This is a genomic window from Flavobacterium rakeshii (assembly GCF_009741375.1).
Lineage (GTDB): Bacteria > Bacteroidota > Bacteroidia > Flavobacteriales > Flavobacteriaceae > Flavobacterium > Flavobacterium rakeshii.
This window is the reverse complement of record NZ_WOWP01000062.1, coordinates 180,327-193,057: the sequence shown is the minus strand read 5'-3', so window position 1 is coordinate 193,057 and position 12,731 is coordinate 180,327. Positions and strand designations below refer to the sequence as shown.

14 protein-coding genes are annotated in these 12,731 nt (G+C 38.2%); 9 read left to right on the top strand and 5 right to left on the bottom strand.

The window, feature by feature from the left end; all coding sequences use genetic code 11:
• Nucleotide 1 precedes the first annotated feature (1 nt).
• Nucleotides 2-397, bottom strand: a complete 396-nt coding sequence (locus tag GN157_RS16715) for a YbjN domain-containing protein (RefSeq protein ID WP_157484617.1) — start codon at nucleotides 395-397, stop codon at nucleotides 2-4.
• A gap of 207 nt (nucleotides 398-604) precedes the next feature.
• Between GN157_RS16715 and GN157_RS16710 the strand changes: the two genes are divergently transcribed.
• On the top strand, nucleotides 605-1,351 hold the full coding sequence (locus GN157_RS16710; protein ID WP_157484616.1) for a helix-turn-helix domain-containing protein: 747 nt from the start codon (nucleotides 605-607) through the stop codon (nucleotides 1,349-1,351).
• A gap of 30 nt (nucleotides 1,352-1,381) precedes the next feature.
• Here the strand turns inward: GN157_RS16710 and GN157_RS16705 are convergent, their stop codons facing one another.
• A complete protein-coding gene (locus GN157_RS16705) occupies nucleotides 1,382-1,714 on the bottom strand; it encodes a single-stranded DNA-binding protein (RefSeq protein WP_157484615.1) in 333 nt (110 codons plus the stop codon).
• 163 nt (nucleotides 1,715-1,877) lie between these two features.
• Here GN157_RS16705 and GN157_RS16700 point away from each other — a divergent pair, with 163 nt between their 5' ends.
• The 3 genes from GN157_RS16700 to GN157_RS16690 are packed head-to-tail and all read left to right on the top strand — an operon-like array spanning nucleotide 1,878 to nucleotide 4,596.
• Complete coding sequence (locus tag GN157_RS16700; protein WP_157484614.1) at nucleotides 1,878-3,446, top strand: bifunctional GNAT family N-acetyltransferase/carbon-nitrogen hydrolase family protein; 1,569 nt, start codon at nucleotides 1,878-1,880, stop codon at nucleotides 3,444-3,446.
• Nucleotides 3,447-3,451: 5 nt separating this feature from the next.
• Nucleotides 3,452-3,808, top strand: a complete 357-nt coding sequence (locus GN157_RS16695) for a hypothetical protein (RefSeq protein WP_157484613.1) — start codon at nucleotides 3,452-3,454, stop codon at nucleotides 3,806-3,808.
• Nucleotides 3,808-4,596 carry an SDR family oxidoreductase gene (locus GN157_RS16690; protein WP_157484612.1) on the top strand — a complete coding sequence of 263 codons (789 nt, stop codon included), beginning with the start codon at nucleotides 3,808-3,810 and terminating at the stop codon, nucleotides 4,594-4,596. The genes GN157_RS16695 and GN157_RS16690 overlap by 1 nt, the downstream gene beginning before the upstream one ends.
• A gap of 185 nt (nucleotides 4,597-4,781) precedes the next feature.
• On the opposite strand, the gene GN157_RS16685 is transcribed toward GN157_RS16690, so the two are convergent.
• The gene (locus GN157_RS16685) at nucleotides 4,782-5,444 is read right to left on the bottom strand and encodes a response regulator (RefSeq protein ID WP_197429480.1); all 663 of its coding nucleotides are present in this window, start codon (nucleotides 5,442-5,444) and stop codon (nucleotides 4,782-4,784) included.
• Nucleotides 5,445-5,607: 163 nt separating this feature from the next.
• Nucleotides 5,608-7,659: a M13 family metallopeptidase gene (locus tag GN157_RS16680; RefSeq protein WP_157484655.1), complete on the bottom strand. Its 2,052-nt coding sequence runs from the start codon at nucleotides 7,657-7,659 to the stop codon at nucleotides 5,608-5,610.
• 165 nt (nucleotides 7,660-7,824) lie between these two features.
• On the opposite strand from GN157_RS16680, the gene GN157_RS16675 reads away from it, so the two are divergent.
• The 5 genes from GN157_RS16675 to GN157_RS16655 are packed head-to-tail and all read left to right on the top strand — an operon-like array spanning nucleotide 7,825 to nucleotide 11,893.
• On the top strand, nucleotides 7,825-8,517 hold the full coding sequence (locus GN157_RS16675) for an SCO family protein (protein ID WP_157484610.1): 693 nt from the start codon (nucleotides 7,825-7,827) through the stop codon (nucleotides 8,515-8,517).
• Nucleotides 8,518-8,572: 55 nt separating this feature from the next.
• The gene (locus tag GN157_RS16670) at nucleotides 8,573-8,812 is read left to right on the top strand and encodes a FeoA family protein (protein ID WP_035131503.1); all 240 of its coding nucleotides are present in this window, start codon (nucleotides 8,573-8,575) and stop codon (nucleotides 8,810-8,812) included.
• Nucleotides 8,812-10,917: a ferrous iron transport protein B gene (gene feoB, locus GN157_RS16665; RefSeq protein ID WP_157484609.1), complete on the top strand. Its 2,106-nt coding sequence runs from the start codon at nucleotides 8,812-8,814 to the stop codon at nucleotides 10,915-10,917. Before GN157_RS16670 ends, feoB begins: the two co-directional genes overlap by 1 nt.
• Nucleotides 10,918-10,919: 2 nt before the next feature.
• A complete protein-coding gene (locus tag GN157_RS16660) occupies nucleotides 10,920-11,762 on the top strand; it encodes a hypothetical protein (protein ID WP_157484608.1) in 843 nt (280 codons plus the stop codon).
• A 2-nt stretch (nucleotides 11,763-11,764) separates the two neighbouring features.
• The gene (locus tag GN157_RS16655; protein WP_157484607.1) at nucleotides 11,765-11,893 is read left to right on the top strand and encodes a FeoB-associated Cys-rich membrane protein; all 129 of its coding nucleotides are present in this window, start codon (nucleotides 11,765-11,767) and stop codon (nucleotides 11,891-11,893) included.
• Here GN157_RS16655 and GN157_RS16650 read toward each other — a convergent pair.
• Entirely contained in the window at nucleotides 11,890-12,684 is a 795-nt protein-coding gene (locus tag GN157_RS16650; protein ID WP_157484606.1) for a helix-turn-helix domain-containing protein, read from the bottom strand. The genes GN157_RS16655 and GN157_RS16650 overlap by 4 nt on opposite strands.
• Between the last annotated feature and the right edge of the window lie 47 nt (nucleotides 12,685-12,731).

Here is a 12,731-nt window from a genome sequence, read left to right as displayed (position 1 = left end):
TTTAATTTTTTGAAAAGTTTATAATTTGTTCCGAATACTCACTCAACAGCAGGCTGAGCGAATTTAATGTTGCCTCAAACTCATTTTGATCTAAATTTTCGAGTTGAAGTGAGTCTCTGAAAATTACTTTTCGACCTGCATCATCAAGAACAAAAGCCCCATGAATAATATCGCGGTTTTTTTGAAGTAGTGCCTTAAATACGTTAACATCATCAGACTTTACCTCAAACAAAAACTGCTCAAAAATAACGATAGGATGTGCTACACATATAATAAGGTTAACAATACCATCCTGCTCGCTGTCCACTACAAAAACACCATCTTTAGCATTCTCGTATTTTATTTCCAGCTGAAGCTCATTCAGGTAATTTTTTACCACTCCAAAATAATCTTTCATCTTACAGGTATTAAATAATTTATAAAACTCGTTGTTTTTCCGTTTTTTAGCAAGTTATGTTTAAAGGTTTTTTAAACATTTTTTACAACTTTTTAACTTAACATGCTCATCATATTAGCATTATTTACTACATTTGCTAATATTGTTAGTACAAATTTACAATAATTAACACAATTTGCAAATAAAATTAGCAAAAATATTTTTAGCATGTTTGGAAAGAACCTAAAAAAGATACGAAGTGTAAGGAATATGAGTCAGCAGGAATTCGCCGATCTCTTTGATTTAAAGCGTGCTACGCTTGGAGCATATGAAGAAGGACGAAGTAATCCTAAAATCGACACGGTTGTAAAAATTGCTAATTATTTTAGCATCGGACTTGATGAACTACTCACAAAAGAGCTAACCGTAAACCGCTTATTACGCTTTAACGAGGCTATAACAACAGAATCTTCTTACAGTAATGATGATTTTGATGGTATTACCTGTGTTACCGAAGAAGTAAAGCAACATTTTTTAGCCAACATTGCTAATAATATTAGCAACGAAGAATTACCAACTGTAAAATTGCCTCATGTTTCAGGCAAGGATAAGATGGCTTTTGTGATAGATGATCTTACTATGAGTGGCGGATCTAACGGTTTTTTTCCAAAAGACACTATAATAGGTGTAACGGTTCCGCTAACCGAATTAGCAACCCTGGCAGGTGAGTTAAGCGTAATTGTTGCTAACAACCAAATTTACTTTAGGAAACTTACCTACAATAATAATACGGTAATGTTAACAGCAAACCACCCCGGCGTAGAACCTGTACTGATAAGTACAGGAGATATTAAAGCTGCCTGGAGGGTAATACATGTTTTTCGCTACACCATGCATAGCGGAGACAGTGCACTGGAACAACGACTACAGCAAATGGAAAACACTATAGCCTCATTAAGGCAAAAACCATGGTAATAAAAAAGGCGCTTTATTCAAGCGCCTTTTTTATTTACCGAAAAGCAATACATCACTAACTATAACCTCGGTTATATAGCGTTTCTCTCCGTTACGGTCATCATAAGTTCTGTGTGTTAGCTTACCTTCTATAGCTACCTCTTTCCCTTTCTTTACATACTTCTCTATAATCTCGGCAGCCTTCCCCCAGGCGGTTACTGTATGCCACTGGGTATCGGTTTTCTTTTCCCCCTTGTCATTATAATAGGTCTCGTTTGTAGCAATAATTAATCGGGCTAATTTTTTACCTGCTTCAAAAATTTTAATCTCAGGATCATTCCCTGCGTTACCTATTAACTGTACTTTGTTTTTTAATGCATTCATGGCGTATACTGTTTTTAATGTTAATGTTATTTGAACTGTACAGTGCAAAGATGTAGCAACCTTAAAACTTTAACCGGTTTTTAACTATTTACTGTCGGTTATAACTATTTGTAAACGTTTGTAAATGGCTTTTTGTCGTATATTTACTTAAAACCAAAAATTTATGCAGATTGAGATAAATAAGGTTGAATTACGCAACCTTCAGATTGAGGATTACAAACAGTTAAAAATTTCCATGCAGCATGCCTACAACGACATGGAAGAGCCTTACTGGACGGAAAAGGATATAGAAAAACTATTGAAGATTTTCCCCGAAGGTCAACTTGTTATTTTGGTAGACGGTAAAGTGGTAGGCTCGGCCCTTTCCCTTATTGTCGATTATAAAAAGGCAACCTCCACACATACTTATGATAAGATTACCGGAAACTCATCATTCAAAACACACGATTATGACGGAGAGGTACTTTATGGTATAGATGTATTTATACACCCTGAATATCGCGGACTTCGATTAGGCAGGCGTTTGTATGATGCCCGTAAGGAACTGTGTGAACAATTAAACCTTAAATCGATAATATTTGCCGGAAGGATTCCCAACTATAATGAACATTCCAAAGACTTAAGCCCTAAAGAATATATAGACAAGGTGCGACTTAAGGAACTGCATGACCCTGTACTTTCTTTCCAGCTGAGCAATGACTTCCACGTTATACGTGTAATGCGCAACTACCTGGAGGGTGATAAGAGTTCGCAGGAATATGCCGTATTAATGGAGTGGAACAACATTTATTACGATAAGAGCCCTAAACTTATTAACACCGTAAAGAGTGTTATCCGTCTAGGGTTGGTACAATGGCAAATGCGTCCGCTACCTAACCTTGAAGCCCTGTTTGAACAGGCCGAGTTTTTTATCGATGCGGTATCGGGCTACGGCAGTGATTTCGCCCTGTTCCCTGAGTTATTTGTGGCGCCGCTAATGGCCGACTTTAACCACCTTAGTGAAGCCGATGCCATTAGGGAGATTGCCCGCTATTGCGAACCTATCAAAAAACGCTTTCAGGAAATGGCAATCTCATACAATATAAATATCATTACCGGTAGCATGCCTATGTTTGAAGACGGCAACCTGTATAATGTAGGTTTCCTTTGTAAAAGGGATGGTAGTAGTGAAATGTATGCCAAAATACACATCACGCCAAATGAGGTACATTACTGGGGTATGAAGGGTGGTAATGAAATCAAAACCTTTGATACCGACTGTGGTAAAATAGGGATAATGATATGTTATGATGTGGAATTCCCTGAATTGTCACGATTACTTGCCGATGAGGGTATGGATATATTGTTTGTTCCTTTCCTTACCGACACTCAAAACGGATACACAAGGGTAAAACACTGTGCACAGGCAAGAGCTATTGAAAACGAATGTTATGTGGCTATTGCCGGATGTGTGGGTAACCTGCCGGGAGTAAACAACATGGATATTCAGTATGCACAAACGGCTGTGTTTACGCCGTCTGACTTTGCATTTCCTTCAAACGGGGTAAAGGCCGAAACAACGCCAAATACCGAAATGACTCTTATTGTAGACGTTGACCTCAACCTTTTAAAAGAGCTTCACGAATATGGTAGTGTTCGTATTTTAAAAGACCGAAGGGATGATTTATATAAGATTAAGAAGTTAAACGTAGCTAAACCGGCTCCTGTAGATACTACATCAACCAAAAAATAAATGCAATGTCCAGAACCTGTCCCGAGTGCGGAGATATTATTGTAGGTCGTGAAGATAAAAAGTTTTGCAGCGATGCCTGCCGCAATGCCTACAATAACAAGATAAACAAAGACAGTAATAATTATATGCGCAATATTAATAACCGTTTGCGCAAAAACTACCGTATACTTGCAGGAATTAATGTAGAGGGTAAAACCAAAACAACAAAGTCAAAGCTTTTATCAAAAGGTTTTGACTTTGATTATTTTACTAACCTGCTGCAAACCAAAAACGGCAATACCTATTATTTTGTTTACGAACAGGGATACATGCCGCTTGAAAACGATTATTATATACTGGTTAAAAAAGACATTTCACAATAATGCAAATCTCATTATTAGGCTGCGGGTGGCTGGGGCTTCCGCTTGCCGAATCATTTATAGAAAAAGGGTTTACCGTTAAAGGATCGGTTACCTCGCCCCAAAAACTGGAACTATTAAACAGCAAAGGCATACAGCCTTATTTGGTTTCCCTAACCTCAACATCTGTAGACGGAAATGTGGCAGAATTTCTTAACAAAAGTGATATTTTAATTATCGATATTCCGCCAAAATTAAGAACGGAAGGAAGCGAAAGTTTTACCCAAAAAATAGAACAGCTTATTCCTTATATAGAACAGGCAGGGATAAGTAACATTTTGTTTATAAGTTCTATATCGGTTTACGGACAAAAAAATGATGGTATTGTTACCGAAGATACACCTCCGTTTCCTGATACCGAATCGGGCAAACAATTACTGGAAACCGAAAAACTTCTTGCATCAAACCCAAATTTTAAAACAACTGCACTACGTTTTGCAGGACTATATGGAGGAGAAAGACATCCGGTATATCATTTAGCCGGCAAACAAAACCTGCAACAGCCTAATGCTCCGGTAAATTTAATAGATCGTGATAGCTGCATAGGGGTTATAGAAGCTATTATAAACAAAAACAGTTGGGGAGAAGTTTTCAATGCAGCTTTATCCCAGCACCCTACTCGAAAAGAGTACTACACTCAAAAAGCACAGGAAATGCAACTCCCTTTGCCCGAATTTACGGAAGACAATAATAGTGCAGGAAAAATAATATCGTCACAAAAAATAAAAACGGCTTTAGGTTATAGCCTATAAAAAAGAACCGCACAAACATGTACATGTTTGTGCGGTGAACTAATAAATTAAAGTAAGGTGATGGTTAATTTAGATATAGAAACGGCTTAAGGAAAACCTAATTGTAAGGTTTTCCTCATTTTTACATATTTTTTTTAACAGGAATAATCTTTTTATAACAAATCAGAAATAGCAATTACCCCTACCTATATGTAGCCTAGTTTTCTCGCAGTATTTATAAGATCTTCATCGTCGCCCTTAATATCAAGAACACGCTTTAATTTGTACTTTCTCTTCTCTATTGCGCTGGAAGATAATGGTATATATTTTTCAAGGTTTTTATTCTTAATACCTTTAGAAAGTAGCTGAATAATTTTCAGATCTATAGCATCAAACACTATGCCTTTTTCTATACGTTTAATATGATCACTAACGGTTTTAGAGTGATAAACTTCGTTTTTCATCACCTTATTAAAACCATCAATAAGTTCATCTGTACTACAATCGCTTTTATTAATAAAACCTTCGGGCTTCACTTTGTCCAATATCCTTTCCATGATGTCCATTTCTTTATGCATGGTCATCATAATAATTTTGCACTTAGGCATACGGTTACGTACAAGCATAGCAATGTCCTCTCCCGAAAAAAGTTTCTTATCGGGAAAATTAGGAATGCTGTAATCAATAACAGCGACATCAAAGGGTTCGGTTTGGTTTACTATAACTTCATATCCTGTTTTACAGTCAGTCGCTTTAGTAAACTTCAACCTGTGGGGCTGTGCTATCTCAAGATTCTTAAATATGGAGAGGTACCCTTCCAGGACTACCACATGATCATCAATAGCAAGAACGTGTAAGGAATTTTTCAATACGGCTATATCATTTATTTTCAGGTGAAACAAAATTAAATGTTAAATAACTAACGGCGTTACGGGAAACCCGCATTTAACACATGATTATGTTTTTATCTGAAAAACAAAACCCTACGGGAATCCGTAGGGTTTTGTTTATATGTAATTTGTAGATTTTATACTACCAAATTTTAACACGTTTATCCGGCTCAACATACATACCATCGCCTTGTTTAATATCAAATGCTTTATAGAAAGCGTCAATATTTTGCAGTGGCACGTAAGCTCTGTACATACCCGGAGAGTGAGGGTCGGTTTTCACCTGATTCTTAATCGCTTCATCTCTCATTTTTGTTCTCCATATAGTTGCCCATGAGATAAAAAAGCGCTGTTCTGGCGTGTACCCATCTATAAGACCCGGGTTACCATGCTCTTTAAGGTATAACTGTAAACCATCGTAAGCAGCATTAACACCACCAAGGTCACCAATGTTTTCACCAAGGGTAAATTTACCGTCTACATAAATACCCGGTAGCGGCTGTAGTTGGCTGTACTGATCGGCAAGTGCGCCACCAAGACCTGTAAATTTCTCAAGGTCTTCGTCACTCCACCAGTTAACAAGGTTACCATCTGCATTATAACGTGAACCGCTATCATCAAAACCATGAGAAATTTCGTGACCTATTACAGCCCCAATACCACCATAGTTAACAGCCTCATCTGCTTTATAATCATAAAACGGAGGTTGTAGTATACCTGCCGGGAAAACAATCTCGTTGTATGAAGGGTTAAAGTAAGCATTTACAATTTGAGGAGCCATGTGCCACTCGTTTTTATCTACCGGTCTTTTAAGGTCTTTTTTATCCTGCTCAAATCTCCAACGGGCTACAGCCTTCATGTTAGAGAAGAAAGTACCACCATCTTCCGGACCTTTAAGAGTAAGTTCAGAATAGTCTTTCCATTCGTCAGGGTAACCAATTTTTACTTTTAACCTTCTAAGTTTATCGATAGCATTTTGTCTTGTACTTTTTGCCATCCACGGAAGGTTATTAATACGGTTCTCATAAGCAAGCATAACGTTTTTAATCATGCTCTCTGCTTTTTCCTTAGCCTCAGCAGGGAACTTTTTAGCAACATATAGCTTACCTAAAGCCTCACCTACAGTACCATTAATGGTTTGAAGTGCATTTTTATCGCGGGTTTCCTCTTTAAGAGCACCTCTTAATGTTTTACTGTAAAACTCCCAGTTAGCAGTTTCAATCTCAGTAGTAAGATATCCGGTAGACTTATTTAAAAGGGTCCACTTAAGGTAATCTTTCCAGGTATCCACGTCACCTTTAGCTAAAATACTCTGTAAGGCTTTCATGTATCCAGGTTGAGAAACTACAATCGTATCTACACTACCTATACCTGTATCTACTAAAAATTTATCCCATTTAATGATAGGAGCCAGCTTTTGCAAATCGGTAATTGCCATTGGGTTATACGTCTTTCTGCTATCGCGACGCTCTACTCTATCCAGTCTTGGCTCAGCCATTTCAGTTTCAAAAGCAAGAATATTAGCTGCTGCTTTTTTAGCCTGCTTATCACTGTAACCAATATATTTAAGCATCCTGGCAACGTGCTCCTCATATTTAGTTCTTTTCTCTTTTGAATCTTCGTCGTCAGAAACATAATAATCCCTGTCCGGTAAACCAAGTGAACCCGTACCAAGATAAAGAGTGTTCTTGTTACTGTCTTTAGCATCGGCACCTACACCTATACCAAAAAAGCCCAATCCACCTTCCGGTTCCATATCGCTAAGCAATAGTTGAAGGTCATGTACATTTTTAACCTGATCTATTCTTCTTAAGTATGCCTTTAAAGGCTCGGTTCCCATTCTGTTACGGGTAACCGTGTCCATAATGGTTCTGTACAGGCGGGCTGCTTTACCTTCATCGGTATCGGCCTTCAGACTTTTGTTTGCTGCTGCCGATTTTAAAATTTCAAGAGCATCATTATTAGTATTTTCCCTTAGCTCATCAAAACTACCCCAGCGGGTTTTGTTTCCGGGAATCTCGGTCTGGTCAATCCAGGTTCCGTTAACATATCTGAAAAAATCATCAGCCGGACTTACTTTCTTATCCATATAAGAAAGGTTAATACCATGACTGTCTGATTTTTGAGCGTTACAAACTGCTGTTCCTAAAAACAAGGCTGCTGTAGCGATTTTTACATTTCTGTTTAATTTCATCATTTAAAGTTTAAACCTTCGGTTACAAAAATATAAAGTTAACATAAATAGCATAGCATAAACGTGTTAAATATATCGTTTTCGATGCTTTAACAATGTATAACTTTTAATAAAAGGGCAACAATCACGCCCTGTTTTGTAAATTTGCAAAAAAATTACCCTAACATGCTTACATTCTTTAAAAAATACAGGATTTTTTTCATTGTATTCTTCATAATTTCCGCCATTATACTTTCCCTTTTTTACAATGCATTAAAACCGGCAAAAACATTAAAGGTTTACAGTCCGTCTGACGTAAATCCCGAACTGGTAGATACCACCATACAGTATGTGGCACGCAACCATAAAATTGCCGATTTTGCCTTTGTTAACCAAAACGGTGATACTATAACCCAAAACGATTATAAAGGAAAAATATATGTAGCCGATTTCTTTTTCACAACCTGCCCTACCATTTGCCCTATTATGACCGATAATATGGAATGGCTTCAGGATAAAATAAAAGATAATCCAAAAGTAATGTTACTATCGCACTCGGTAACACCGGATATTGACAGTGTACCCGTGCTTAAAGCTTATGCCGAAAAGAAAGGGGTAATTGATGCCAAATGGAACCTGGTTACAGGCAACAAAAAAGACATTTATTACATAGCCCGAAAATCGTACTTAGCAGTAAAAACAACTACTTCCAGCGAACTGTATGATATGGTACATACCGAAAATTTTATACTGGTGGATCAGGAAGGAAGGATTCGCGGATTTTATAACGGCACCAATCTGGATGAAGATGTTCCGGGAGAGAAAAACGTAAAACAACTGCTTGAAGATATTAATTGGCTTTGCGAACACGAAAAGTGAGGCTATTTGAATATTAATTCATAATTTTGCAGTCTTAATTTATTCTAAATAAGCTTTGAAAACTTCACTTGCAGGGCTAAAAAAAGGACAAAAGGCCATTATAACCGATTTTAATATCGATGCCATCCCGTTAAAGTTACTTGAAATGGGGTGCCTTCCCGGCAATGTTGTAGAGCTTTTACAAATTGCCCCTTTGGGCGATCCAATCTACATCAATGTAAACGACAGTCATGTGGCAATACGCATGGAAACTGCCGAAGAAATTGATGTCGAAATAATAACTGATACTATTTAATGGCAGCCCCTACTATAAAGATAGCTTTAATTGGTAATCCCAATACCGGAAAAACGTCTGTTTTCAACCAACTCACAGGACTTAACCAGCAGGTAGGTAACTACCCCGGCATTACTGTTGAGCGAAAGCAGGGTTCGGTAAAATTACCCGGAAACATTAAAGGTACCGTTATAGATTTACCGGGAACATACAGCCTTAATGCCAGCTCTATAGACGAGAACGTTGTTATAGAACTGTTGCTTAACCGTAACGATAAAGATTTCCCCGATGTAGCCGTAGTGGTAACCGATGTGGAAAACTTAAAACGTAACCTGCTGCTGTTTACCCAAATTAAAGATCTTGAAATCCCTACCATACTGGTAGTTAATATGGCCGACAGGATGGATCGTAAAGGGATTAGCCTTGATATCCCTTACCTTGAAGAGCACCTTAATACCAAAATAGCACTGGTTAGTTCCCGTAAAGGAATTGGTATTGATGCCCTCAAAAAACTTATACTGGATTACAAAAATCTTTCTACAGAACCGTGCCTTAACGCATCGAGCATAGATCCTGAGTATTTTAACAAACTAAGGAATGCTTTCCCAAACCAATTGCTGTATAAACTATGGCTGGTTATTACACAGGATGTGAATTTTGGTGCACTGGAAAGAAACGAAATACAAAACAGCTCGTTTACCAAAAGTAAATCAGAGCTTAAAAGGCTTCAGCAAAAAGAGACCATTAAACGCTACCAGTTTATAAACGATGTGCTGAAAGGCGGACTTACCGTAGATTCCTCTAAGGCAAAAGATCTTAGGGCAAAACTGGACAGGCTGCTTACGCATAAAGTATTTGGGTACATTATTTTCTTCTGTATCCTTATGCTTATATTCCAGTCTATCTTCGCGTGGTCTGCCATCCCGATGGACTTTATTGACGAAAGTTTTACCCACCTTAGCTCGTGGGCTTCAAAATCGTTACCGCCCGGTAAGCTTACAGAGCTTATTGCAAACGGTATTGTACCGGGTATAGGCGGTGTGGTAATTTTTATTCCGCAAATTGCCTTCCTGTTCCTGTTCATATCATTACTGGAAGAAAGTGGTTATATGAGCCGTGTGGTATTCCTTATGGACAAGATAATGAAGCGCTTCGGACTTAGCGGAAAAAGTATTGTTCCGTTAATCTCAGGTACGGCCTGTGCTATCCCCGCTATTATGGCGGCAAGGAATATAGAGAACTGGCGTGAAAGGCTTATTACCATACTGGTAACACCGTTCACCACCTGTTCGGCAAGGCTGCCTGTGTATACTATTCTTATTTCGCTAATTATACCTAACCGTATGGCACTGGGCTTTTTTAACCTTCAGGGTTTAACTCTTATGTTGTTGTACCTATTAGGTTTTGGCGGGGCTATACTTTCGGCATATATCCTTAATAAGATTCTTAAAACAAGACATAAAAGCTTTTTTGTTGCCGAGATGCCTAACTATAAAATGCCGTTGTTTAAAAACGTTGCCATTAACGTTATTGAGAAAACAAAAGCCTTTGTATTTGGTGCCGGTAAAATTATCCTTGCACTATCTATCGTTATATGGTTTTTAGGTTCACACGGCCCGGGAGACAACTTTAAAAATGCCGAGGCTCACATAACGCAACAGCCGCAATACATGAATCTTTCACAAGATGAAATTGATAATGAAATTGCCGGTTACCAACTGGAAAACTCTTATATAGGTATTATAGGAAAAGCCATAGAACCTGTTATAAGACCTTTAGGTTACGACTGGAAAATTGGCATAGCTATTGTGTCGTCTTTTGCTGCAAGAGAAGTATTTGTAGGTACACTTGCAACCATATACAATATAGGAAGCAGCGGTGATGATGAAGCTACTATTAAGCAGCGAATGGATGCCGAGATTAATCCGGCAACAGGGGATAAGGTATTTAATTTTGCCACAGGAGTGTCATTGCTATTATTCTATGCTTTTGCCATGCAGTGCATTAGTACACTGGCGATAACAAAAAAAGAAACCAACTCCTGGAAATGGCCTCTAATACAACTGTTTGGCATGAGTACCTTTGCCTACATAGTATCGTTAGTAGCCTACCAGCTTTTAAAATAACGATGAAAAAACACATCTTAGCATTTTGCTGCACCTTACTGATCGTCGCCGGAGGATACTCTCAGGACAAGCTGAACAAATCAAAAAGTGAATTAAACAAAGGGAAGGATCTTAATACCGTTGCTGCACAGCAAAAAACAACAAGTACTTCCTCTTCATCCTCTTCATCACGAGATGGGGGAATCGGTTCAATATTTGTAGAACTTATAGCAAAAGCTGTTGCCTACACTGCAGGTATAGCCGTTATAGGGCATTATGGCATTGAAGATCATTTACACTTTGAACAAACAGAATATCCGTATTATCTGCCGGAACACGGTAATTATTTTAATGCCGAAGTGCATGATGACGGAAATATAAATAATTTTAGGTTTGATCTTAAAGACAAGTTTCTTTATAACAACGGTAACCTATTTGGCAATCACCTGGAGGCTAAATTAAGACCTTTTCAGTACCTTTATGTGAAAGCCGATTATTACCAGTTGTTTGAATTTCAGGAAAACACGTCAGACAACCTCTCGCTGTTCTATTTTAATTTAGGATACGACAGGATACGTTTAAGACGTTTTAATTTAGGATGGACAATAGGAGCCTCATACATAGCTAACGATGTAAACAAGCTTGGTTTTTCATTTGGTGCCAATGCCGAGTACTTCTGTAAACAGAATGTAAGCTTCCTGGCAGGAGCCAAATGGTCGTTTATTAACGACAAGCCGGTACACGCCTACGAAATTGAAGGGCGTTATCACCGCAAAAACTACTTTATAAGCGTAGGCTTTGAGCATCTTGATATTGCTTCACCCAATTATAATTTTGCAACCGTAGGCGGTGGCATTTATTTGTAGTTATGAATATACAGGATATAATAGTATATATACTTGTTGCCGGAGCAGCAGCCTTTTTGGTAAAGAAATTCTTTTTTAAAAAGAAAAAGAAATCAGGCAACTGCGGCAGTGACGATTGTGGTTGCCATTAAATTTTAGACGGAGCCATTCCGTACTTCTTTTTAAAGGCATAAGAGAAGTGTGACATATCTTCAAACCCAAGTTCAGGGTATATGTCTGATACCGTCATTTTCTTCTCGGTAAGCAGGTAATAGGCCTCCTTAAGCCTTCTTTGCAATAGCCACTTGCCCGGAGAGACATTAAATGTTTTTTCAAAATCCCTTTTAAAACCCGAAAGACTTCTCCCTGTTAAATAAGCGAAGCGATTAATCCCCACATTGAAGTGGTAGTTTTGCTCCATAAATGCACCTAGGTCTATTTTCCCCGGATCAGAGAAATCAAACAATACATCCTTAAGCTCAGGGTTAAGCTTAAGCAATAACAAAATCGCCTCTTCCTGTTTTACAGACAGTAGCGGCGAACCCGGCTGTGTTAAAACCGACTCATATTCCAACAGGGATACCATATAATTGGCAAGCATGGAGTCACTTTGCAAAAGCTGGTATGGCGATTCGGGCTGTCTGCCCCCGCTAACAAAACCGTATTTAAGGCTGAATTCCCTTAGCATTTCCTGAGTAAACATTACCGATATGGAACGGAATACCCCCCCTGTTTCGGGCGTTTTTACATATTTAAGTAAATGGTTCCTTCGGCAAAAATACAATTGTCCCGGTGCCAGTGTAACAGAGTTATTCCCATCGTTAAACGTGGTATTACCCGATACTATAAACCCAAGGGCGTGATTCCCTATAAAATGTTCACCCTGCCTGCTTTCGGTAAAATAGCAGGAAAATTTTATGGATGGTGATACTGTTTTTTCCATGATATTAAAAATACGCAAAAAGCAGCAACTAAGTAACTGCTGCTTTT

What these genes read in the sequence shown, in the direction of transcription:
- GN157_RS16715 (WP_157484617.1), bottom strand. Translation starts at nt 397, where the DNA reads ATGAAAGATTATTTTGGAGTGGTAAAAAATTACCTGAATGAGCTTCAG.
- GN157_RS16710 (WP_157484616.1), top strand. Translation starts at nt 605, where the DNA reads ATGTTTGGAAAGAACCTAAAAAAGATACGAAGTGTAAGGAATATGAGT.
- GN157_RS16705 (WP_157484615.1), bottom strand. Translation starts at nt 1,714, where the DNA reads ATGAATGCATTAAAAAACAAAGTACAGTTAATAGGTAACGCAGGGAAT.
- GN157_RS16700 (WP_157484614.1), top strand. Translation starts at nt 1,878, where the DNA reads ATGCAGATTGAGATAAATAAGGTTGAATTACGCAACCTTCAGATTGAG.
- GN157_RS16695 (WP_157484613.1), top strand. Translation starts at nt 3,452, where the DNA reads ATGTCCAGAACCTGTCCCGAGTGCGGAGATATTATTGTAGGTCGTGAA.
- GN157_RS16690 (WP_157484612.1), top strand. Translation starts at nt 3,808, where the DNA reads ATGCAAATCTCATTATTAGGCTGCGGGTGGCTGGGGCTTCCGCTTGCC.
- GN157_RS16680 (WP_157484655.1), bottom strand. Translation starts at nt 7,659, where the DNA reads ATGAAATTAAACAGAAATGTAAAAATCGCTACAGCAGCCTTGTTTTTA.
- GN157_RS16675 (WP_157484610.1), top strand. Translation starts at nt 7,825, where the DNA reads ATGCTTACATTCTTTAAAAAATACAGGATTTTTTTCATTGTATTCTTC.
- feoB (WP_157484609.1), top strand. Translation starts at nt 8,812, where the DNA reads ATGGCAGCCCCTACTATAAAGATAGCTTTAATTGGTAATCCCAATACC.
- GN157_RS16660 (WP_157484608.1), top strand. Translation starts at nt 10,920, where the DNA reads ATGAAAAAACACATCTTAGCATTTTGCTGCACCTTACTGATCGTCGCC.
- GN157_RS16655 (WP_157484607.1), top strand. Translation starts at nt 11,765, where the DNA reads ATGAATATACAGGATATAATAGTATATATACTTGTTGCCGGAGCAGCA.
- GN157_RS16650 (WP_157484606.1), bottom strand. Translation starts at nt 12,684, where the DNA reads ATGGAAAAAACAGTATCACCATCCATAAAATTTTCCTGCTATTTTACC.